The organism is Parvimonas sp. D9, from assembly GCF_035282565.1.
Classification (GTDB): domain Bacteria; phylum Bacillota; class Clostridia; order Tissierellales; family Peptoniphilaceae; genus Parvimonas; species Parvimonas micra.
The window spans coordinates 1-430 of record NZ_JAYKBM010000063.1 but is presented as its reverse complement, the minus strand read 5'-3'; the positions used below and the strand labels follow the sequence as shown (position 1 = coordinate 430).

General features: G+C 48.1%; 1 protein-coding gene. It reads left to right on the top strand.

Annotated features, from left to right (window positions below):
- A partial coding sequence (locus VJI94_RS08030; protein ID WP_324008966.1) for a hypothetical protein occupies nt 1–430 on the top strand: 430 nt, incomplete at both ends.

The window sequence follows — 430 nt, the reverse complement described above, 5'->3', positions numbered from 1 at the left end:
GTATTAATGTTGACAATATGCCCCCTAGTAGTGGTTATCAGATCTCGGGTTGGTTTTTCCGGGAGATCACTGACGATGTAAGGACTAATGCTCGCGTACTTAATGAGGAATCTACTCGTGCTAATGCAGACTCTGCTTTAGCAGGTCGTGCTTCTACTATCGAGGCCAACGTAGCCAATCTGAATAATGGGTTGGCTGTTGCTAATGGTCGTATTACCGACGAGTCTAACGCACGTGCTACAGCAGTTGATGCTGTTGCCAGCCGTACTACTGTCCTTGAAACTAGTGCACCCGTTGTAGGTAATTGGCTGTCCAATACGCCTCTGGCAAATCTTGCAGGTTGGAATGCCACGAGCAATCCGTCTGAGGCTGGGGCATTTGCCATTAATGGCAATGGCAATGATTGGCGTCCGGGTACTGAAAATGCTAT